The organism is Prolixibacter denitrificans (assembly GCF_003014495.1).
GTDB classification, from domain to species: Bacteria; Bacteroidota; Bacteroidia; order Bacteroidales; family Prolixibacteraceae; genus Prolixibacter; species Prolixibacter denitrificans.
Genome location: NZ_PYGC01000002.1, coordinates 320,936 through 340,030, shown reverse-complemented (window position 1 = coordinate 340,030; position 19,095 = coordinate 320,936). Strand labels below are relative to the sequence as shown.

Sequence of the window (19,095 nt, the reverse complement as noted above, 5' to 3'; positions counted from 1 at the left end):
TATTTAACCCTTTAAACATTTACACAATGGAAATCATTGATTTAGAAGAATTCTCAGAAAAAAATCCCTTAGGAAAACCTGAAAAAGGGAAGACGTATCAAATTCGTGTTGACCGGAACAAGTATGTTGTTGATGTCGATGCTATGACTGGAAAAGAAATCCTCGAATTGGCCAATAAGAATCCATACAACCACTACCAATTGAATCAGAAGCTAAGAAGTGGAACAGTGAGAAAAATCAACTATGAAGAATTGGTTGATTTTACTGAGCCCGGCATAGAAAGATTCATGACAATTCCATTACAGCAACAGGAGGGCTCTAGATGAGAAAACAATTTTTATTACCCCCTGAAGACACTTCGTTTTTGGATTCTTTGGGTCTCAATTGGGAGACCCTTAAAGAATCTAATTCAGAGTGGTTGATTGTTTATGATTACCCTGTGCCAAAAGGATATTCAATAACCTGTGTGGACGTTGCAATTAAAATTCCCTCAGGCTATCCCATAGCACCTCTTGATATGGCATATTTTCATCCTGCGTTACAAAGATTAGATGGCAAACAAATAAATGCCACCAATTGTGTACAAGCTTTAGATGAGAAATCATGGCAACGTTGGTCTAGACATAGGACAGGCACCAATGCCTGGGAACCAGGCGTTGACAGCATCATCACTCATTTTATTTCAATTAAATATTGGCTAGAAAGGGAATTTCAATGAGTTGTAAACTAAGAATAAGCGGAATTCATTACCGCGAATTGAAGCAGTATTTGTATCCTGGTGACGGAAAAGAAGCTATTGCTATAGGATTATGTGGCAGATTAACGCTGAAAGACGAGACAATATTTACGGTTCACAAGATCTTTCCAATCCCTTATTCAGATTGTATTGTTAGAGAGGAACTATTCCTTGATTGGAAAACCGATCGTATTCAACCAATACTTGTTGAAGCAGAAAAAAACGGCTATTCAGTACTCAAAATACATTCTCACCCTTCAGGTTACTCTAATTTTTCCAATACAGATGACGATTCTGATCTAAAGCTATTCGAATCAGTTTTCGGATGGACATTAAATACTAAAAACCATCTTTCAGCCATTATGGTACCTGATGGGAGAATTCTTGGAAGAATAATTGACGACAAGCTCACTTTCCATGCCATAAGTTCAGTATCTATTATCTCTGATGACATAAAAAGGTTTGAGCAAAATAATGACGAAGGTCTCCAAAAAAGAGAGGTCGATATCAGAAATATTCAAGCTTTTGGAGAGGGAACATACCAAATTCTGAAGAAAATGTCCGTAGCTGTTATTGGATGTTCGGGAACTGGTAGTCCTGTTATTGAACAATTGGCAAGATTAGGAATAGGTAAACTAGTTTTAGTCGACCCTGATGTAGTTGAAGAAAAGAATCTGAATAGGATAATCAACGCAACGCAGGAGGACGCCGTTAAGCGAAGGCACAAAGTGGAAGTACTTAAAAATGCGATAATGTCATTTGGATTTGGTACTGAGGTGACTACATATTCTGACAATCTTTATAACAATATGGAAGCAATCAAAACAGTTGCATCGTGCGATTTCATATTTGGCTGTGTTGACACCGTTGATGGCAGACACTTGTTAAACTTAATATCGAACTACTATTTGACCCCTTTACTCGACATTGGTGTAAGATTAGATGCTGATGGAAAAGGTGGTATCGAATCGATCCACGGTACCGTTAACTACGTAACCCCAGGTCGAGCCTCATTACTTAAAAGAGGTCTTTATACCCCCGAGGATCTGCTTTCAGCAGGAGAATTACGGAAAAATCCCGAGCATTACGCAAATCTAGAAAAAGAGAAATATCTGAAAAAAGCAAAGACCGATTCCCCTGCTGTAATAAGTGTCAACATGTTTTACGCGAGCCTTGCTGTGAACGATTTCTTAGCAAGAATACACCCTTTTAGAATAGAGCCGAATAACAAGTATTCCATACAACGATTTGTCTTATCAGATCCAATGTATCTTGCAGAGGAAGTTGAAGAAGACAAACTCTTTATAAAAACCATTGGGAAAGGTGATATTTCACCTCTTTTAGGATTACCAGAACTCAGTTGATATGTGGAAATGGAAAGCTAAAAGACTCAGATATAAATACCAATTTGTAAATGAGATTCCACAATTGTTGCACACCAATACTCTATATGTCGAAGGAAATCAAAAGCACAGATGGACTGCTGCATTTATTTGTCCTTGTGGTTGCAACGAGATTATTTACCTAAATCTGATACCAACAACTCGCCCCAGATGGAAAATAAAACTGGGTTGGTTTAAAAAACCTACAGTTTCACCTTCAATAAATAGACGAATAGAATGTAAAAGTCACTTCTTCATCAAAAAAGGCAGAATAAAATGGGTTTAGAATTTTTATCACGATGACACAAAAAAATATCAGGCAGTGTCAATATCTCTTGTATTTTTTTATTTCATGAATGCAGGCTCCATCTAAAATTCCAGAATTTTCAACACCAAAATTAAGTTGTTTAACCGTTGCAGGTAATACAAGCCATTCTCTATCTCTCTCGGAATTTTTCTTGGCTTCTTCATAACCTTTCTGATTATCTAAACACCTTACTACATCAATCAGAACTATCCGGTATTTGAGTTGAAATTCAAACTCTTTGAGACTTGGACTGTAAAATCCTTCATACACACCTTGACCAACTTGAACCAACGACATTTTATCAGTATCCAATGCTATTAATGCAAAATCCCAATCCTTGTCATTTTCAAAGTATTCTTGGTAATCCATGAAATTTCTCACCACTTTGTCGAGTTCACAATGTAATCCTAATCGAAGAGCAATATCCTCACTCTCGGAAAAGGAAAGGAAATGAGTTTCGGACCATCCGGTATCAACGTGTTTATTTATTAAATCAAACAGTGGCTTTTCAATAATTTCTCTTCCAACGCCACCATTAATGAGATTTGATTGAAGTTGATAATAGCTCAAAGTATTTTTTAGCTCTCTCTTGTTTTTGTGGTCATTGTCACCTCGGTACAAAAACCTTGGTATTCTATATTTCATCGTCCTTTTGATTAAACGAAATAACGGTCTCTGCTATGCTTAGTGCGGGGTTTCAAGGCACTTCGTTGTCCGAATACCAATAAGTTCATTTAATGTAACTACTTCCTTTTTAGCACTTTCACCCGCATTATGTATAGCCAATGTTGTATCCCCGTGCTTTTTCATTTTTTTTCTTGTCAGCGTTGTTGCAACCATACTCTTTAACAATTTTCGGTTTGAGCGGTTGCCTTGAGCGTCTTGGCAATTGTGTATGGATGCGAAGGGTCAGGCTGTTTGTTCGGCATATTCATTTCTTAATGTTTCAAATATCCTTTCAATCTCAGGGTATTTCTCCTGGTCTGAAAGTGAAGTAATATCATAGTCCATGCATATTTCTAAATCTTTTTGTGATAGGTAATGCTCGTGGATTAAAACTTCCTTTATCTGTTCTTCAATTATTGAATATTGCCTTTCTTCTTCGTCTTGGCTCTCAATAAGGAACTTTGTAAAACATTCTTCAATTACTGGTTTACTGAATTCCTGTATTTCTGCCACGTATCGTATAATATCATTCAAGCGGCTTTGCAAATAGCTTTCAGTACGAAATGGCATGTTTCCGCTGGCATGTGCAATATCGTTCCGTTCTTTTACCAGTCTTTTGTATTGCCCAATAAGAGATTCGACATCTGAGTGAGAATTACATAAATATTTTAACAGATTAAATACTTTGCTTTCATTTTCTATGCTAAAACCAAACGGATTTTGTGCATTGCCTAAATTATTATGAAATCCAAGTTTAATCTTGTCAAAATCATCTGCCCTGACTGATTTAATTTGCCAAATGGTAAAATACACAAAACTCATAAAAAGCATGTGGTAAGCAATAAAGGCAAATTGAAACTTCTCGTTTTGGTAATTGCTTTCAAAAGCATCCCACAAGAATTCAATGTATTCCTGTTCGTCTCTTTGTTTAAAACGATTAGGCAAATATTGTAATATTTGATAGGCTTCTTCCATTATTCTCCCCAAACTTTTGCTATGCGGTCTTTTATTTTTTGCTCGAATATTTCTATGAGTTGCTTGTTGGCATTCACCAATTTTTGCTCTTTTTCAATTTGAGCTACGATTTGGTGTTGGGTATCAATGTCGGGCAAGGGAATAGAAATACTCTCAATTCCTTTATTGCTAATATTAGCTTGTCTAACACCACCTGATGAATTTGAAAAGAGTTGTTTTCTGAAATTGTCAGTTTGAGCAATGAAATATAGGTATTGACCATCTAATTGCTCAGTTTGAATTTCAAACTTGCCAACTCGTTGATTAAGTAGGAATTGTTGGTCAACATCAATTTGGCAAACATTTCCGTAGTCTTCTTTACCGACAGTTCCTGTCATTGAGATTAATAAATCGCCTTTCACAAGAACATAGTCCGAATAAATATTCAAATAATCTTGTGGTAAATAGGAAGGTGAATTTTCTTTGTCAAAGAACATTTGTTTGACATTCCCCATTCTTATAAGTTGAATACCTTTATCTACATAATCACTACTTTTAAAGGCGTTGCCTCCCTTAATTTTACAATGCTCACCCAACTCCACCATTTCCCATTCCGGGTCAATATCAATTTTCGGTTTGTAGTTTTCAACAACCTGGCGGGCTCCATCAATTATTTTTTGGTAGCTTTCTATTTCGGCTACAATTTCTTCCTGAACGGATAAGGGGGGAAGGGGGATTGGAACTTCACCTAAATCTGATGGTCTTACTCCTGCTTGTGCTGCCCGGTTACCTAATTCAATTATCTTGTTTTGAATAAAATCAGATTGAAGAATTAAAAATAAAAAGTCTTTTGTGATTTTCTTTTCATCCGGAATGGTTTTTAGAAGAGCTACATTGTAAGCCCCTTCTTGACCTCTACAAATTCTGCCTAATGATGCTCCGTATCGAGCAATAAATACATCATCCTTCTTACAAAGTTTATTTTTAGAAGATTCAGGAATAAATGTGGGTATAGGATTTTTCCCAAAATCTCTTATTTGTATTAGCCGAACGTAATCGTTTTTAGGTTCATAAATGAATGTTTCCTTTGGTGGCTGTGAACCACCTTGGAAATCCACAATTTCTTTAAGTTCAACATAAGGAAATTGAGATGTGGTAGTTATTTGCTGCTTGTACCTCTCTCCACTCAAATTGAATTCCCCATTCTCCTCAATTTTCTCTTTTTCAACCAACGAAACCAAAACTTCATTTTCAAAATCAACATCCTCACCAAGCATCAATTTATCCCGGTATTCTGTTAATTTTCGGAATACTTCGGGTAAATCATTTTGCTTTATTGGTCTTCTTTGAGCCCCCAAATCAAAACCATCGTTTTCTATTTTGGCAAAGAGTATTTTGTCGGTTTTTTTAGCCAGACTTTTATCCAACCACAATATGGATGTTTTTACACCGCTGTATGGATTGAAAACTCCTGCCGGCAGAGAAATAACACCCACCAGATAATTGTCTTCTACCAACATCTTACGCAGGCTTTTATAGGCTGTGCCACTTTGAAAAATGATGCCTTCAGGAACAATAATGGCTGCTTTTCCGGTTGGCGTAAGATGTTCAGCCATATAATCCACGAACAGCACTTCGCTACGCTTACTTTGTACAGCAAAACGCTTATGTGGGCGTATGCCACCTTTCGGAGACATGAAAGGCGGATTGGCGAGAATAATATCGAAAAACTCATTCCAGCGTTCTTCACTGGTCAAAGTATCGTATTCGTGAATATGCGGGTCTGTAAAACCATGCAAATAAAGATTTACCAAACTTAAACGCACCATATCAGGCGAAATGTCGTAGCCTTTTATATTTTGGATGATTCGTGCCCGGTCATCTGGACTTAATTTGTCGCCTTTGTAATGCTTGCCATTTACGGTAATTTCTGCCAGCTTAACATTATTCTGCTCAAAGGTGTAAGGGTCTGTTTTATCGTAGTTACTCGAATTTTCTTTTAAAATATGCTTGTACGCCGAAATTAAAAATCCTGCTGTTCCGCATGCAGGGTCAAGCACGGTTTCGTTTTTCTTTGGTGCAATAAGGGCTGTCATAAAGTCAATCACATGGCGTGGGGTACGAAACTGCCCGGCATCGCCCTGGCTTCCCAGAACCGACAAAAGATATTCAAAAGCATCACCCAATCTTTCGCTGTGGTCGTAGGAAAAGTCATTGATTATTTTCAGGAAACTTTTCAACGTTTCAGGGTCACGGTAAGGCAAATAGGCATTTTTGAAAATATCACGAAATAATTGAGGCAAATTGGGGTTTTGACCCATTTTTAAAATAGCTTCACTATACAAGTTCAGCATTTCAAAACCACCGAGTGAAGGATTAAATATCTTTCTCCAACCGTATTTTTCATATTCTCCGCTAAAAAACGTTGGTTCACCGCCTAATTCTTCCGAATCTAAATCCATGTCGTCCATGAATTTGTAAATCAATGCAATGGTAATCTGCTCCACCTGACTTTTTGGGTCAGGGACTTTTCCCACTAAAATATCACGGGCTGTATCTATTCTTCGTTTTGTTGTTGTATCTAACATTTATAATTCTCCTACATAAATTTATTTAACGGAACATAATCCTTCACATATTCCGGTATTAGCATTCTCCAATTTTTACCAACCGATTTGTAATCGTTGATATTAAAAGAAGGATTCACATTTAATTCATTGAATTTTTTCTTTTCAATGATATCTCTTACCCTGTTATCGGTAATATATGCTTTAAAGAAGTATTTCAGTGCAATAACATCATCTTTATCCTGTGGTTTATAGTCGCTTAAAAATTTGTCAAACTCTTCTTCCAGTAATTCGTCTTTTGATTTGAAGTAAGGAATTAAACCAAAAATTTTCTCAATAATTTCCCGTAGCGTTAAACGCCTGTCAACTTCTGCTGCTTTTCTTAATTTTTCAATGGTGTAGTATTCTTCAGGCTTATTCATTATCTCTTCATTGATATAATTCAATACCAAATCCCATTTACCTTCACGCACATTTTCAGCAACAAAATCATCTTGTTTCATTTCATCCTCAAACTTATTGAAGAACATGCGGTCTATACGCATTCCTTCCATTCCGATTTGTTCTTCCTGAAGTGTCAAAACTTTGTCTTCCTCAAAAGTCTCGTATTCTTCAATAGGTGTTGGACCATCTCCACCTTGTCCTTTTTTCGATGGCTTTGCAGGTAATTTTAAAACTTCGTCATAATTGAATTTTTCTTCGAAATACTCACAATTGGCAAAGAAATCAAACAGCTTAAAGGTTTTCTTTTCGGTATCTTTGAATTCTTCCTTTAACCCAACATCAACAATCTGTTCCGAAAAGTTGTGTTTTCTAGTTCCCCTGCCTTTTATTTGGATGAAATCCTGAGGTGAAAATATTGGACGCATCAGACAAATATTCAGAATATCGGTACAGTCATAACCTGTTGTCATCATACCAACCGTAACGCAAACCCTTGTTTTTGAAGTGCGATAAACTGGATTAAAATTTCCTGTTCCGTTCAAATTATTGCTCTTGTCGGTAAAATTCAAAGTCTTTTGTTGAGCCCCTGAAATAAGAGAAGTCACTTGAACAGCAAAATCGGAATTGTATCTTCCCGGGTAAAGCTTATCAGCCATTTCATTCAATATCTGCGTAAGTTTTGCTGCATGGTTCTGACTGACGGTAAATACAATAGTTTTGCCCATTTCTCCTGAAATTGGGTCTCTTAAGGCGTTTTCTAAAAAGGTTTTACAAAAAACTACATTGGTTCTTTCTGAGAAAAATTTACGTTCAAAATCACGTTGGAAGAATGAAGTTTCATCCTCTTGATTTTCTTCATTTGTTTCTAATACAGCATACCCTTCATCTGAAAGTAGTTGGGTAGTTATTTCGGTTCTTGCATCAACTACTGTTGGGTTTCTCAGAAAATCATCTTTAACACCGTCAAGCAAAGAATAACGGAAAGTTGGTTCGCCAGATTCACAACCAAAAGTACGATAGGTATCTAAAAGCAATCTTCTTTCAAATTCCCGTGGGTCTTTTGTCTTTTTAGTATCATCGTACTTCTTTAAATAATCTTTTGGAGTTGCTGTCAAACCTAATTTATATCCGACAAAATATTCAAAAACAGCACGGGCATTTCCGCCAATTGAGCGATGCGCTTCATCAGAAATGACCAAATCAAAATCGGTCGGTGCGAATAAACGCTTGAATTTGTTATTGAATAGAAGCGACTGCACAGTGGTCACTACAATTTCAGCTTTCCGCCAATCGTCCCGGTTTTCTTTGTAAATAACCGTTTTATAGTCATTACGTAAATATTCATCAAAAGCTTTTTTTGCCTGGTCTTCCAATTCCAGCCGGTCAACCAAAAACAAGACTCGCCTTGTATTTCCAGTTCTTAGAAAAAGTTTTATAACGGCTGCTGATGTTAATGTTTTTCCTGTCCCTGTAGCCATTTCAAACAAAAAACGGTCTTTCTTTTCTGCAACGGCTTTTTGAATAGCTTTTACTGCTTTTTTCTGATAATGACGTAAGAACCTTACTTTGGTGCGAAAGAAGAAATCGCTCCTTGTTGCTTCGTTTTGAAATTCAGGGTCGGTGGCATAGCTGGGGTATTGTGTAAGCGCAATATAATCATCATCAACATTTTCCGTAACAAGTCGGTTTTTGTCTGGTTTAAACATTTTGTACCCTTCAACCGAATCAGGATTAGGAAAATTGGTTATGATATAGGGATTGCCCCTTTCTAAATCCCAGAAATAATGCAGATTCCCGTTTGAAAGAATAATAAATCGGCAATTTTGTGATTTAGCATATTTCCGGGCTTGTTCTTTACCAATCAGTGGGTTTTTACCTTCGGCTTTAGCTTCTAAAACAATTAATGGATACCCTTTTTCATCTAAGAGCAAAAAGTCAATAAATCCATTTTTGGTTTTGTCGAAATTTTCTCCCAGGTCATTAATTGCCTGTTCTGTTATCTTAATATTGTTTTCAAATACAACATTGGCTTTTTTTGAACCATCGTCTAAAAGATTCCAGCCTGCTTCTTCGAGTAGTTTATTAATCTTTATTCTTGCTTTTGCTTCTTTTTCAGCCATTATATCATTTTCCTAATTCAATTTCATTTTGTTGGTTCGTTTTGGTGCATTAAAGTATTTAAAAATCTTTTAAAAGTAAGCATTTGAGTCTCATCTCTCCAACACATAATTATCATAATTTCCCCTCACTTAACAGATCTGACCGTTCGCCACTAAAAAATGACTGTTCACCCCAATTTTTTGACGAAAAATTCTTCATTTAAATAAGAATTCAACCATAATCAAAACGAAAAGCAAAAGTTCGGCTGGATTTGGGTATGGTGAGAAAGGACATGCGGTTGATGGCATACCTAAAATATCAACACTTTTATTACACTAAACCGTCCTCCCAGATTTTAAAACATAGCTATTTCTGAGAGAACCCTCCAACTATACCACGCACCCGCCCTAACAATTGGATGGGGGAAGTCCCCCCGCAAGTTTTCAATTGTTGAATTTAAATTTTTTATCATGGTAACAATTATTGATTATTCGAAAAGAAAGAATTCTGAGGGTGAAGAGTTCTTCCTATTGGTTTTACAAGGTGGAGTTGAAATGGTTAAATCGAATGAAACCGGAAGATATTATGCCACTGCCAGACAGTGCAATATTCCATCTACCTTCGATGAAAACACTTGTAAAAACCTTATTGGTGAGCAGATGCCAGGTTCGATTCAGAAAGTGAAATGCGAGCCTTATGAATACGCTATTCCGGACACCGGAGAACTCATCGAACTGGACTTTCATTGGACCTTCGTGAAAGAAGGCGATACGATTGAAGAAGTAATTTACGACGGTGATATACAACAACCAAGTCCAGGAGTTTTTTAAACCAACTGTCGTGAAAAGAGGGGAGCTCATTGCTCCTCTTTTTTTTACCCAAAATAAAGATGTTATGGAATTAAGAAAAGCAAAACGAAGCGAAGCCACTATCAAGATGGCATTGCAAGGCCCCAGCGGAAGTGGAAAAACCTACAGCTCACTTCTAATCGCGAACGGATTACTGAGCGACTGGCGAAAAATAGCTATTGTAGATACAGAGAATCATTCCGCTCATCTGTATTCCCATTTAGGGAACTACAATGTCCTAAGCCTTGAAAAACCTTTTTCTCCTGAGCGATATATTGAAGCCATTTCAATGTGTGAAAACGCTGGTATGGAAGTAATCATTATTGATTCAATCTCTCACGAATGGGAAGGTCAAGGCGGTATTTTGGATATCCATGGGAATATGGTAGGTAACAGTTTCACCAATTGGAGCAAAGTAACACCCAGGCATAATGCGTTTGTCCAGAAAATCCTTCAGTCCCCTTCTCATATTATTGGAACCATCAGAACAAAACAGGATTACGTCATCAGTGAGAAAAATGGCAAACATGTTCCTGAGAAAGTCGGATTAAAGGGAATTACACGAGATGGACTGGATTACGAATTCACCATCGTCTTTGATTTGGATGTCAGACATCACGCTACAGCATCAAAAGACAGAACCGGTCTGTTTATGGACAAGCCTCAATTCATGATCAATAACTACACCGGTAAAAAGATTATGAATTGGTGTAATCCGGGAGAGAACAAGGACGAAATCATTAACCAGATCAACACCGCAAAATCCGTTGATGAACTCAGGAAAATTTACCTGGCTTACCCGCTCTACCAGAAAGAATTAGAAGAAAGATTTCTTTACAGAAAAAATGAATTAACAGCAAACACTAAAATCGAAGAACATGGAGCTAACAGCAGTCAATCACTATGATACGTTGGTTAAAGACCAAAATGAATCAACCAACGCAAACTTCATGGGTGCCAATACCCAGGCAATTGATGGGGAGGAGCTCTTTCATCAATGTATCATCCCATCGTTCGCAAAAGACAATGAGAGTACCATCAGCCATACTGAATTTCTTGAGGTGGTCCATCAGGCTGCATCAAGCATCTTTAGCAACGAGCAAATATTAAGCCCGGCGATACGTGTATCCCATCCAATCAAAGGGCGGATACCCGAAGCGATGGGAAAACCTGCCAAAGAACTTCTTGAGCACGAAAAAACACTTTATTATGAACGGATGGCTTTCATTCTCGAAATTCCTACGATAAGCGAAACAGTTAGTAATAATCAATTGAGCCTGACGGTAGGTGGAGTAAGAGCCTACAATCTTGAAAACCTGTACAGCAAAAAGTCGGAAGAACGATTTAAGATTTTCATCGGTTTTCAAAATAAGGTGTGTACCAATCTTTGTATTTCAACCGATGGATTTTTAAGTTCAATAAAGGTTAGAACCACAGCAGAATTGTTAGATACCGCATTACAGCTTTTTGCCAGTTACAAAGCTGACAAGCAACTAATGCAACTCTCAGCGTTGAACAATTATGCAATCAGTGAAAAACAATTTGCACACCTGGTGGGGAAGGCACGAATGTATCAGTTTCTTTCGCCACCGGAGAAAAAAAAGATCAATCCGGTTCCAATAAACGAATCCCAAATATCGACTGTAGTAAAAGACTACTACACCGATGAGGCATTTTGTAAAAATGAAAATGGAGACATTGATTTATGGAAACTGTATAATCTTTTCACCGGAGCAAACAAAAGCTCATATATCGACACATTTCTTGAAAGAGAAGTCGGTTGCCTAAATTTTGTTGAAACACTATTCTCAGTCATACAAGGTAATAACGAGAACTGGTATTTACAGTAAATAGTCATTACCGCGAATAAAGAATGTCTGCCAGTCAAACGTATGAATTATATCGACTGGCGATATACTTTGAATCAATTGAATACAACGTTAATACCTCGTAGGGGTTTATTTGAATATTGAATAGTGATGAAACTGTCGAACAACTCCCCTCCTGTACTATCCACCAACAGCATACTTTATATTGACTCAAAAGGCAAGCTACATAGATTATACTGCCCTTTTAAAGCAGTTGTAACCATTGATGCATCACCATTAAAAAGGGGTGATATTGTCACGATTGAGGCAGTAAAAGTAACATCTGAGTGGATTGATATATATATCGTAGAGAACAGAGGGTATTATTATTACTGCTTCAGAATTACACTCTAAACTAATAGGTTTTATGCTGGATTTTTACGGAATTTTTGAGATGGTTTTTTCCCTGAATAAAAATGCGCTGTAAATAAAAACCACTGAAAAATCCATTTAAGAGCTGCCCTTCGGGGTAGCTTTTAACGAATCCGGCAAATCATAATTGCATGGCTTTCGATGCGGGTAAATGTGAAAGAAGCGAGACTTTATCGAGACCTCGTGAATCAAGGGCTTCTAAAAGCCGCTAAAACAGGCGTATTCCAAATTTCGTTCAAGCCCAGCTGGGCCCACCACCAAAGGGAAGCAGGCATCTGTTTCCCTTTTTTATTTCCGGAAACTGACACATCTTCAACTATTTTTAATACTCCTCAAACGCAGCAAATTTGCCATTGGATGTTGAATTTTGTATATTCTAAAGACTCAACAGGGGGGAATTTATGATTTACAAACAAATTGACATCCGTTACGAAGCCATTCTGGATGGATACCGGAAAATCATTAAAAATGCCACCGAAGTCACGTGCATCCGCAACCGTCTTGCGCCATTTGGGTACGATGAAGCTCACTTGCAAAAGGGACTGGCCCTTTGTGAAGAAGTGGATGAGTTGCTGAATCAGCAACGAAGTGAGTCGGAGGAAAAAGACAAGACGATCCGGACCTATCTGGAATTGAAAGAAATTGCCGACCTCCATTTCCGGCGGGTCCGCAAAATCGCACAGTACGTTTTCCGTCGGGACCTGGCCAACTGGCAGGCACTGCGTTTGGGCCTAATGGTTCCGGAACGAATTGACCGATGGCAAAACTTTGTGACACTATTCTACGAGGCCTTACTCGAACATCCGATGTGGCGAAAACCGCTCGAACCATTTGGTTACACACACGAAGTAATTAACCAGCTTTATCAACAACTAAACGAACTGAAAAACCTTCAGGCAGCGATGCTGACGGAAGATGGTGTTTTTCCGAAATCGCTGTTGCGGCTAAATGCCAAGCTTGAGAAGTTGAAGAACTGGTGCAACGATTTATCGGAACTGGTTCCGTTACTTTGTGAAGAAGACGATAATCATTACATCGAAAACATTATTCGCATTGAGGAGGCCTAATGCTGATTTAGCAAGGAAAAAGCGTTGAAACGGTTACAATACTGGTTTCAACGCTTTTTATTTTAATACCGTGTATTTTTATCAATCTCTTTCCAGGTAATCCTCGTGTACACCCACCTGTAATCAACATACCAAATCAATGTCAAATACAAGGGTATAAGCAGTAAGCTGACATGAAACGGCATACTTAATAATCCCCAATGCAGTAACGCAATAAATACGACAATAAGCATTGAAAGCATCACCCGTATTCCATTGGAGCCACCCTGGACAGCCGATTTTTCCATCGAAAACGGAAATCTGGGCGTCTGATAATAATAAATAATAATGGTCATTAAGTAATTGGCAAGAAGCGCAATTGCGATATCATCTATTTTGGACGGCCCCCAAAAGAAGAGAACCACAGCCGACACAATAAAGTACACCGGAAGCAAAAAACGAATAAATCCCGCTTTGATGATGCCCCGAAACAACTCGGCCGGCGAATTCATCGGGCTGGAACGAAATATCCAACCACTCATTTTCTGTTCGCCAACCAACACAGCATTAGCCAATGTTGCAGATATCAATACCGGGAAATACAACAAAACAAGATACATTTGACTCGTCCCCAGCGAACTCATATGTTTTCCCTGAAACATCAGCGGAAGCAGTACCAGAATATAACCAATGGAAGGCAACAACATCAGCTTGAACTGCCGTTCCCGGCCAATCATTTTCCACATTACCGTAAACGAGGCTCGCTCTTCCGCTTTGCGCGTGAAGATTTTTGCTGCCGTACGGCTCCATCTTCCACTCACCTTGCTGGTTTTCCGAACCGGAGAACTACGGTCACCTTGCTCCAAATCCGCCAGCTTTTTATTGAAAAGGGGCGTCAGGTACTTACCGGTGATGATAGCGGCAGCCAGCGGCATGCCAATGGTCAACGCCACAAAAATGAGGTGGTTCAAATCCCAGTTAGAGGTCGCAATCGCATCAATGGTACCGGCAAACCACGATTGTGGTAAAAGGAAGGTATACCAATGTACAGTTACAAACATGTTGAAAACATCGGTATTATCGATGAGACGGATTCCGTACTGGTAAAATGCCATAAAGAAAATAGCAATGGCGACCTGAAAATACATCATCAGGTTCTTGAGTTTCTCGCCGGATGCCAGCTTCATAATTCCCAGATACATAATATTCGTCAGGAATAAAGTAAAGGCCGCATTCAGCGCCAGCGAACCGATATACACCACCAGCGTGATGATACCAAACCGAAACGCTCCCATAATCATCGGAACCAGCGACAAACTGAAGCCCAGCAGAAAAAGATAGACAAATATGTGTGCATTCCGGGCCAGATTGACGGTTTGCCCATTAACCGGAAGTGAATGGATCAGACTATTATCGGAAGTGGCGAACAGAATAGCATAGAACTCCGAGATAATCAACATCGCCGTGAAAATCATCACCATGGAGTGAATGACGAAATAAAACACAAATGCCGACTGAATCACTTGAAGCATACCGGTAAGAATTGCGCCAAATAACGCATACAGCCCGCTTTGCATCAGCAACATATTCCGTGCTTCTCCGCCCCGTTTGGATGAAAAGGCCGTATTTCGGCGGTTATCCATCAATAGCTTGAGCTTTAATATGGTGATGAATTGCCCGTAATCAACGCCGGTCCATTCAATCAGTCTGCGGAAGGGCCAAAAGAGGGAAACAATAAATTTAACCATAGCCAACTACTTTTCTACAGAATGAATGAATTCCTCTGCTCTGTCGGAAAGGCCGGTAGATCCGGTCAGTCGCGTAAACAGTTTTTCCAGCGATTCGTCGTTGGCCTGAGCTTTCAACTCATCGAAGGTGCCGTCGGCAATCACATTACCTTTATCAATCAACACAATGCGATCGGAAATTTTCTCTACCACATCCATCAAATGTGAACTGTAGAAAATAGTTTTGCCGTCGCGTGCCAGCTGCGTCAATACTTCCTTCACCATGATAACTGAATTGGCATCCAGGCCGGAGAGCGGTTCATCGAGGAAGATGATCTCCGGATTATGAATCATTCCCGAAATAATCAGCACCTTCTGGCGCATACCCTTGGAAAACGTGGAAATGCGCTGGTTGGCATTTTTTTGCATCTCAAAAATGCGTAACAGATTCATCGCTCTTTCGGTTACCCGGCCCGGTTCTATTCCGCGCATCTCGCCCAGGAACGAAAGGAATTCCATCGGCGTAAGCGAATCGTAAAGCGAAGCATTTTCAGGAATATAACCGATCCGCTTTTTTATCTCCATCGCATCAGTGCGAACGTTCATTCCCATCATCCGGATATCGCCTTCAAAGTCGTCAATCAAACCGCATAATATCTTCACGGTAGTCGATTTGCCAGCTCCGTTCGGACCTATATAACCAATGATATTTCCGTTTTTTATATCGAGGTTAATTCCTTTGAGCACCTCATTTTCCGAGCTTCCACTCCAAAAACTTTTGTAGAGGTCACGGATTTCAATAACATTATGTTGAGACTCCATTGATATTGGTGAGTTTAGATTATCGAATTTAAAGTTAGAATTTTGTCGCAGATATAATCAGCAAGAAATAGAAAACTTGGTCCGTTTAAATCTATATAAATTAACATAATTCAATTTGGCATTTATTTTTTCCTGAAAACGCTGACTTTTCCCAATCCCTTTTAACTTTGTAGCAAACCATACGAATATGAAGAGCAAGCTGAATATACCGGTTATTCTACTGATCACCTTTACGTTGCTGATGGTATCGTGTAAAAAACAGAATACCCCGGAATATTTTGCGCAAACGGAAGTCAACTTTTCGTATACCGAACCCGATAGCGTCACCGACTCTATTCATCCCGTTACCGTAAACATCGACTGCCAAGCGGTCAACGCTCCTGAATACAGAGGTTCATTGGAGCCTTACGCTAAAGATGCTTACTGGAAATTGTCGATGGATCAATCAGAAAAAATTCTGAAAAGCTACAACTTTGCCATTATTGACGGGCTGTCAGCCCAGTACCATCAACAGGTCAACGTCACGCGCGGCGATACGGTTGTTTTTGCCCTTTCGGGAAAATTCCAGGTAAAAGTATCGGCTGACGAAACAAAAGTTTACCTGATTGATAAAGTAGATTCGCTGATTGTTCCCTGATAATTATCGCCCAATGGGATGAGTTTTCCCTGGAATACAGTTGGCGTAGCAATACGTGCATCCCAACGGGCAAGTATCATATTCCCCGATATCCTTTGAGGCAATGCAACCGCAGTCATTCCGCTGCGATTTATCTTTGATTTTCAGATAACGACTATTGTCCTCACCGGGAAATAGCGTGTCCTGCCCGCCAATAAAATTCATCAGATCCGGATCTCCAGAAAATAGTTCACGGATTAAATCGTCATCGATGCATTTGTTTGGCTGAATACCATACCCCCTCAGGTCGATTGCCTCGCAGCACGAACGCAATTCCAGATCGTATCGCGTCCCAATGTCCTCCAGCATTTTTGCCGCTTCGTTCATTAACTCCGGTGTAAATTCGCGGTAATCGACACTGGCTTTGCGCAAATTCCTCTCCACTTTCCGGTAAACCGAAATATCGGCAAAGCTGAAAACCAGTTTTCGGGTATAACCACTCAACTGACTGGCCAATGATTCCACTCTTTGCATCAGCTTCTCCAGCGATAATTCCCGGGTAATCAACAATGGATCGAACCGCCAGATTACTTTTTCCGGACCAATTCTCTGAGACAATCTCTGAAAAGTTTCTATCCGTTTCGCCAACGGAGGCATGAAAGGCTCAAGTCCCTCCGACTCGTAATCATTCAGTGTAAACTGGAAATAGTAATTGAGATGACGCTCGTCGAGCAACGGAAGAGCCGAAAAAAACGGAGCCGGATTTTTACTCCAAAATACAAACAGACGTGCTTTGTCGAAGGAGACATAACTGACTTTCTGATTGTAGGGATTTTTCCAACTCACATAACCTTCCTTCAGCCGTTTCCTGAACCAGACACTGTAATTGGCAGGTATATCGGTGCGACGACTGGCCGAAATAATAAGCGGCGTCGTAGCTTCTTCAATCCGTCCATCGGGGAGCTGTATCGTAGATTTATCCCAAATCATATGCTTGCCTTTTCAGTCTAATCTCTCACAGCATACAACCGGAACTCCAAATAAGTTAACAGCCCCGGTTATTTCAGTGAGGAAGGGATTTCGGTGTTCATAATCGTTTCTTTCGAATCGGCGATAGTTATTTCCCGCCAAGGGAAAGGAAACGGGAAAAAGTTGATAACGGTCCCGGTTTCACTGATGACATCGAGCGTAAAATCTCCCGTCTTTCGTAGTGACGCAGTCGGTACTTTTTCGATATCGCTGATCCGAACCCAGGCATTACGCGAACTGAACCACACCGGAAAATCGATATGCGTATCAGGTTGAATGGGATTATCGCCCAATTGGCCACTATAGAAATTATTCTGTCTTCCTTTCGGAAGAATGAATTCCGTCAATTCTCCATTGATATCAATATTCTCCGATAAACCGGAAAGCACCTCGCAACGAAACGCCATCACGTTATTCCCGTACAACCGCACCAGCAACTTCATGCGCCTATCCGGAACCTCTTTACTTCGCAGGTAAATGGCCAATTCATTATAATTATGCGCATCGGCTGCTTCGCCGGCTTGCTGCTCGCGGTACGAACGACCAATCACCTTTTCAACCTCCGGCTGAGACAAAAAGGCCTTGTTCTCCGCATTCGTTAATCCCAGTCGCGAAGGCTCCAGGATATTCCTGCCTTTATAATTGATACTGAATAAGATTCCTTTTTGCGGGAAAGCTTCGAAAAACAATTTAATCTGACCACTTGGAGCGCGCATCTCCAATGCATTTTCTCCGTTAAAACGATAAAAATCCTTTTTAGGTTGGTAACATCCTGAGAGCAGGAAAAGGAAAACAAAAATGGCAGAAAGGTTCGTCGCTTTTTGAAACAGGTTCCCGGTTCGTCTCATCTTTCAAAGTTTTTAAGTCAGGTTATCATGTAGACAAAGTAAATGCTTTCATGATAATATTCTAACTTTACCGGGCGCTTTTTTACAGGAAGCTCTTTTGCCACAAAATATCCCGATATGAGTACCATCAAAAATATCATCTTCGATTTAGGCGGCGTCATACTGAATATCGCACCGGAGCGAACCGTCGAAGCATTTGCCGCCCTGGGACTGGAAAATCCGCTGGGCGAAGGGGGATGGTTCTATCATCATGACTTGTTTTACCTGCTGGAGCAAGGTACTTCGTCACCCGAAGAATTTAGGGACAATGTACGCCGGTTGCTCCACCAGAACATTCCCGACTCCGCTATCGATGATGCCTGGTGTGCCATGATTCTCGATATTCCGGCTGACCGGGTTGAGTATTTGCAAAGCCTGCGGGGCCAATTCCGGATCTTCCTTTTGAGCAACACCAACGAAATTCATCGTCAACAGTATTTCAAGGATTTTGAGTCAGCATATGGCTTTGTGCTTTCTGAACTATTTGAGCAAGATTATTACTCACATCAAATGGGGATGAGAAAACCCGATCCGGATATTTTCAGGCAAGTTCTGGAAAACCATGAATTGGTACCTGAAGAGACTTTATTTATTGACGATTCCGAGGTAAATATCAAGGCTGCATCTGAGCTTGGAATTCAGGCACTACATATCGAACCGGGAACACTAACACAAGCATTACCGGATTTTTTCGTCAAATAAAAAATAGTTTTCGAGTAAATTT

General features: G+C 39.6%; 18 protein-coding genes. 10 read left to right on the top strand and 8 right to left on the bottom strand.

The window, feature by feature from the left end:
- Positions 1 to 26: 26 nt before the first annotated feature.
- Genes CLV93_RS05100 through CLV93_RS20635 form a run of 4 tightly spaced genes read left to right on the top strand, consistent with a single transcriptional unit; the run spans position 27 to position 2,404 of the window.
- The gene (locus CLV93_RS05100) at positions 27 to 326 is read left to right on the top strand and encodes a multiubiquitin domain-containing protein (RefSeq protein WP_106541094.1); all 300 of its coding nucleotides are present in this window, start codon (positions 27 to 29) and stop codon (positions 324 to 326) included.
- Positions 323 to 718, top strand: a complete 396-nt coding sequence (locus tag CLV93_RS05095; protein ID WP_106541093.1) for an E2/UBC family protein — start codon at positions 323 to 325, stop codon at positions 716 to 718. Before CLV93_RS05100 ends, CLV93_RS05095 begins: the two co-directional genes overlap by 4 nt.
- Positions 694 to 2,100 carry a HesA/MoeB/ThiF family protein gene (locus CLV93_RS05090; RefSeq protein ID WP_170108867.1) on the top strand — a complete coding sequence of 469 codons (1,407 nt, stop codon included), beginning with the start codon at positions 694 to 696 and terminating at the stop codon, positions 2,098 to 2,100. Before CLV93_RS05095 ends, CLV93_RS05090 begins: the two co-directional genes overlap by 25 nt.
- Position 2,101: 1 nt before the next feature.
- Entirely contained in the window at positions 2,102 to 2,404 is a 303-nt protein-coding gene (locus tag CLV93_RS20635; RefSeq protein ID WP_106541091.1) for a ubiquitination-like system serine protease family protein, read from the top strand.
- 39 nt (positions 2,405 to 2,443) lie between these two features.
- Here the strand turns inward: CLV93_RS20635 and CLV93_RS05080 are convergent, their stop codons facing one another.
- The 4 genes from CLV93_RS05080 to CLV93_RS05065 all read right to left on the bottom strand — a co-directional run bounded on the left by CLV93_RS05080 (position 2,444) and on the right by CLV93_RS05065 (position 9,176).
- Positions 2,444 to 3,070 (bottom strand): hypothetical protein, encoded by a 627-nt coding sequence (locus tag CLV93_RS05080; RefSeq protein ID WP_106541090.1) that lies wholly within the window; start codon positions 3,068 to 3,070, stop codon positions 2,444 to 2,446.
- A gap of 264 nt (positions 3,071 to 3,334) precedes the next feature.
- A complete protein-coding gene (locus CLV93_RS05075) occupies positions 3,335 to 4,066 on the bottom strand; it encodes a hypothetical protein (protein ID WP_106541089.1) in 732 nt (243 codons plus the stop codon).
- Entirely contained in the window at positions 4,066 to 6,633 is a 2,568-nt protein-coding gene (locus tag CLV93_RS05070) for an N-6 DNA methylase (RefSeq protein ID WP_106541088.1), read from the bottom strand. The genes CLV93_RS05075 and CLV93_RS05070 overlap by 1 nt, the downstream gene beginning before the upstream one ends.
- Before the next feature lie 11 nt (positions 6,634 to 6,644).
- Complete coding sequence (locus CLV93_RS05065) at positions 6,645 to 9,176, bottom strand: DEAD/DEAH box helicase family protein (protein ID WP_106541087.1); 2,532 nt, start codon at positions 9,174 to 9,176, stop codon at positions 6,645 to 6,647.
- A 450-nt stretch (positions 9,177 to 9,626) separates the two neighbouring features.
- Here CLV93_RS05065 and CLV93_RS05060 point away from each other — a divergent pair, with 450 nt between their 5' ends.
- The 4 genes from CLV93_RS05060 (at position 9,627) to CLV93_RS05040 (ending at position 13,311) form a co-directional block, all read left to right on the top strand.
- Entirely contained in the window at positions 9,627 to 9,986 is a 360-nt protein-coding gene (locus CLV93_RS05060) for a hypothetical protein (protein WP_174821578.1), read from the top strand.
- A gap of 10 nt (positions 9,987 to 9,996) precedes the next feature.
- Complete coding sequence (locus CLV93_RS05055) at positions 9,997 to 10,911, top strand: AAA family ATPase (protein ID WP_246187195.1); 915 nt, start codon at positions 9,997 to 9,999, stop codon at positions 10,909 to 10,911.
- Complete coding sequence (locus CLV93_RS05050) at positions 10,883 to 11,854, top strand: DUF3871 family protein (protein ID WP_106541085.1); 972 nt, start codon at positions 10,883 to 10,885, stop codon at positions 11,852 to 11,854. The genes CLV93_RS05055 and CLV93_RS05050 overlap by 29 nt, the downstream gene beginning before the upstream one ends.
- A 791-nt stretch (positions 11,855 to 12,645) precedes the next feature.
- On the top strand, positions 12,646 to 13,311 hold the full coding sequence (locus CLV93_RS05040) for a PQLLE family protein (protein WP_106541083.1): 666 nt from the start codon (positions 12,646 to 12,648) through the stop codon (positions 13,309 to 13,311).
- Positions 13,312 to 13,373: 62 nt separating this feature from the next.
- On the opposite strand, the gene CLV93_RS05035 is transcribed toward CLV93_RS05040, so the two are convergent.
- Together CLV93_RS05035 and CLV93_RS05030 are read right to left on the bottom strand one after the other, a co-directional pair.
- The gene (locus tag CLV93_RS05035) at positions 13,374 to 15,038 is read right to left on the bottom strand and encodes a hypothetical protein (RefSeq protein WP_106541082.1); all 1,665 of its coding nucleotides are present in this window, start codon (positions 15,036 to 15,038) and stop codon (positions 13,374 to 13,376) included.
- A gap of 6 nt (positions 15,039 to 15,044) precedes the next feature.
- A complete protein-coding gene (locus tag CLV93_RS05030; RefSeq protein WP_106541081.1) occupies positions 15,045 to 15,839 on the bottom strand; it encodes an ABC transporter ATP-binding protein in 795 nt (264 codons plus the stop codon).
- 187 nt (positions 15,840 to 16,026) lie between these two features.
- Between CLV93_RS05030 and CLV93_RS05025 the strand changes: the two genes are divergently transcribed.
- On the top strand, positions 16,027 to 16,476 hold the full coding sequence (locus tag CLV93_RS05025; RefSeq protein ID WP_106541080.1) for a hypothetical protein: 450 nt from the start codon (positions 16,027 to 16,029) through the stop codon (positions 16,474 to 16,476).
- 3 nt (positions 16,477 to 16,479) lie between these two features.
- Here CLV93_RS05025 and CLV93_RS05020 read toward each other — a convergent pair whose 3' ends face one another.
- Together CLV93_RS05020 and CLV93_RS05015 are read right to left on the bottom strand one after the other, a co-directional pair.
- Positions 16,480 to 17,445, bottom strand: a complete 966-nt coding sequence (locus tag CLV93_RS05020) for a DUF1848 domain-containing protein (protein WP_106541079.1) — start codon at positions 17,443 to 17,445, stop codon at positions 16,480 to 16,482.
- 68 nt (positions 17,446 to 17,513) lie between these two features.
- The gene (locus tag CLV93_RS05015; protein WP_106541078.1) at positions 17,514 to 18,332 is read right to left on the bottom strand and encodes a glycoside hydrolase family 97 N-terminal domain-containing protein; all 819 of its coding nucleotides are present in this window, start codon (positions 18,330 to 18,332) and stop codon (positions 17,514 to 17,516) included.
- Positions 18,333 to 18,449: 117 nt separating this feature from the next.
- Between CLV93_RS05015 and CLV93_RS05010 the strand changes: the two genes are divergently transcribed.
- Positions 18,450 to 19,073, top strand: coding sequence for an HAD family hydrolase (locus CLV93_RS05010; protein ID WP_106541077.1), 624 nt, complete (start codon positions 18,450 to 18,452; stop codon positions 19,071 to 19,073).
- Positions 19,074 to 19,095 lie beyond the last annotated feature (22 nt).

Excerpts from the sequence above, each read along its gene's own strand:
- CLV93_RS05080 (WP_106541090.1), bottom strand. The coding sequence starts at position 3,070 with ATGAAATATAGAATACCAAGGTTTTTGTACCGAGGTGACAATGACCAC.
- CLV93_RS05010 (WP_106541077.1), top strand. The coding sequence starts at position 18,450 with ATGAGTACCATCAAAAATATCATCTTCGATTTAGGCGGCGTCATACTG.
- CLV93_RS05025 (WP_106541080.1), top strand. The coding sequence starts at position 16,027 with ATGAAGAGCAAGCTGAATATACCGGTTATTCTACTGATCACCTTTACG.
- CLV93_RS05100 (WP_106541094.1), top strand. The coding sequence starts at position 27 with ATGGAAATCATTGATTTAGAAGAATTCTCAGAAAAAAATCCCTTAGGA.
- CLV93_RS05040 (WP_106541083.1), top strand. The coding sequence starts at position 12,646 with ATGATTTACAAACAAATTGACATCCGTTACGAAGCCATTCTGGATGGA.
- CLV93_RS05065 (WP_106541087.1), bottom strand. The coding sequence starts at position 9,176 with ATGGCTGAAAAAGAAGCAAAAGCAAGAATAAAGATTAATAAACTACTC.
- CLV93_RS05050 (WP_106541085.1), top strand. The coding sequence starts at position 10,883 with ATGGAGCTAACAGCAGTCAATCACTATGATACGTTGGTTAAAGACCAA.
- CLV93_RS05015 (WP_106541078.1), bottom strand. The coding sequence starts at position 18,332 with ATGAGACGAACCGGGAACCTGTTTCAAAAAGCGACGAACCTTTCTGCC.
- CLV93_RS05095 (WP_106541093.1), top strand. The coding sequence starts at position 323 with ATGAGAAAACAATTTTTATTACCCCCTGAAGACACTTCGTTTTTGGAT.
- CLV93_RS05060 (WP_174821578.1), top strand. The coding sequence starts at position 9,627 with ATGGTAACAATTATTGATTATTCGAAAAGAAAGAATTCTGAGGGTGAA.
- CLV93_RS05030 (WP_106541081.1), bottom strand. The coding sequence starts at position 15,839 with ATGGAGTCTCAACATAATGTTATTGAAATCCGTGACCTCTACAAAAGT.
- CLV93_RS05035 (WP_106541082.1), bottom strand. The coding sequence starts at position 15,038 with ATGGTTAAATTTATTGTTTCCCTCTTTTGGCCCTTCCGCAGACTGATT.
- CLV93_RS05070 (WP_106541088.1), bottom strand. The coding sequence starts at position 6,633 with ATGTTAGATACAACAACAAAACGAAGAATAGATACAGCCCGTGATATT.
- CLV93_RS05020 (WP_106541079.1), bottom strand. The coding sequence starts at position 17,445 with ATGATTTGGGATAAATCTACGATACAGCTCCCCGATGGACGGATTGAA.
- CLV93_RS20635 (WP_106541091.1), top strand. The coding sequence starts at position 2,102 with ATGTGGAAATGGAAAGCTAAAAGACTCAGATATAAATACCAATTTGTA.
- CLV93_RS05075 (WP_106541089.1), bottom strand. The coding sequence starts at position 4,066 with ATGGAAGAAGCCTATCAAATATTACAATATTTGCCTAATCGTTTTAAA.